The organism is Pseudomonas sp. 05T35, assembly GCF_056396605.1.
Window position 1 is genome coordinate 1 of the sequence record NZ_JBFTLU010000652.1, and the last position, 1778, is coordinate 1778.

The window sequence follows — 1778 nt, forward strand, 5'->3', positions numbered from 1 at the left end:
GATCACAGCTGCGTTGACGGTAGTTCGCAGCCGCGCGAAAAGCCTGGGGATCCCGCTGGACTTCCACGAGAAGCGCGACACCCATATCCACATGCCGGAAGGGGCGACGCCCAAAGACGGTCCTAGTGCGGGTGTAGGCATGTGTACGGCACTGGTGTCGGCATTGACCGGCATACCTGTACGCGCAGATGTTGCAATGACCGGCGAAATTACCTTGCGCGGCCAGGTTCTGGCGATCGGTGGACTTAAGGAAAAACTGTTGGCGGCACACCGCGGCGGGATCAAGACAGTGATCATTCCTGAAGAGAATGTTCGCGATTTGAAGGAAATTCCTGACAATATCAAGCAAGATCTTCAGATCAAACCGGTTAAATGGATTGACGAGGTCCTGCAAATTGCGCTGCAATACGCGCCGGAGCCCTTGCCGGATGTGGCTCCCGAGATAGTTGCAAAGGATGACAAACGCGAGTCTGACTCTAAGGAAAGAATTAGCACGCACTAGTACGTATTAGCCTGGGGGGCTTTCTTGACAGCTTTTTAGAGCCCTTGTTATAAAGCGGCTCTTAAGTGTCTGTAGGCCATTCAGCACTCGTTTTTGCTTTCACCAAAAAACTTAGAATCATCTCAAATAGATATAAGGGGACTTAGAGTGAACAAGTCGGAACTGATTGATGYTATCGCTGCATCCGCTGATATCCCGAAAGCTGCTGCTGGCCGCGCGCTGGACGCTGTAATCGAATCCGTCACTGGCGCTCTCAAGGCTGGCGACTCTGTTGTTCTGGTTGGTTTCGGTACTTTCTCCGTGACTGATCGTCCAGCTCGCATTGGTCGTAACCCACAGACCGGTAAGACGCTGGAAATCGCAGCAGCCAAAAAACCAGGTTTCAAAGCCGGTAAAGCACTGAAAGAAGCTGTTAACTAAGCCTCACTCGGTTTTTTGCCTATCCGGGTCGGGGTCATTCCTGACTTGGCAGCGGAGCGGTAGTTCAGTCGGTTAGAATACCGGCCTGTCACGCCGGGGGTCGCGGGTTCGAGTCCCGTCCGCTCCGCCAGTTACGAGAAGGCGCATCCTCGGATGCGCCTTTCTTCTATCCGGATTCTACCCACGCTCCACGGTTGCCTAATTTGAAGTTCAACCGTTTCTGGGGGACGCATGCTGCAGAATATCAGGGACAATTCACAAGGCTGGATTGCCAAGACCATTATCGGGGTCATCGTTGCACTGATGGCCTTGACCGGTTTCGACGCCATCTTCAAGGCCACTACCCACCGTAATGATGCGGCCAAGGTGAATGGTGAAGAAATCAGCCAGAACGAGCTGAGTCAGGCGGTTGATATGCAACGCCGTCAACTCATGCAACAGCTGGGCAAGGATTTCGATGCATCCTTGCTTGATGAAAAAATGCTGCGCGAAGCTGCTCTGAAAGGGCTGATCGACCGCAAACTGTTGCTGCAAGGCGCAGAAAAATCGAAATTCGCTTTCTCCGRAGCTGCACTGGACCAAGTGATCCTGCAAACGCCTGAATTCCAGGTCGACGGCAAGTTCAGTCCTGAGCGTTTCGACCAGGTGATCCGTCAGTTGGGCTACAGCCGTATGCAGTTCCGCCAGATGCTGGCTCAGGAAATGCTGATCGGCCAATTGCGTGCCGGTCTGGCAGGTAGCGGTTTTGTCACCGATGCACAGGTGCAGGCTTTCGCTCGTCTGGAAAAACAGACCCGCGATTTCGCGACCCTGAACGTCAAGGCAGATCTTGCGGCGGTGAAGCTCACCGATGAAG

General features: G+C 53.7%; 3 protein-coding genes and 1 tRNA gene. All 4 read left to right on the top strand.

The features are described 5' to 3' along the window. On the top strand, positions 1-502 hold a 502-nt coding region (locus tag AC1DH9_RS28435; RefSeq protein ID WP_477809262.1), incomplete at its 5' end, for a S16 family serine protease. 147 nt (positions 503-649) lie between these two features. Further along, complete coding sequence (locus AC1DH9_RS28440) at positions 650-922, top strand: HU family DNA-binding protein (RefSeq protein WP_477809263.1); 273 nt, start codon at positions 650-652, stop codon at positions 920-922. 53 nt (positions 923-975) lie between these two features. Continuing rightward, positions 976-1052, top strand: a tRNA-Asp gene (locus AC1DH9_RS28445). A gap of 101 nt (positions 1053-1153) precedes the next feature. Then, a partial coding sequence (locus AC1DH9_RS28450) for a SurA N-terminal domain-containing protein (RefSeq protein ID WP_477809264.1) occupies positions 1154-1778 on the top strand: 625 nt, incomplete at its 3' end.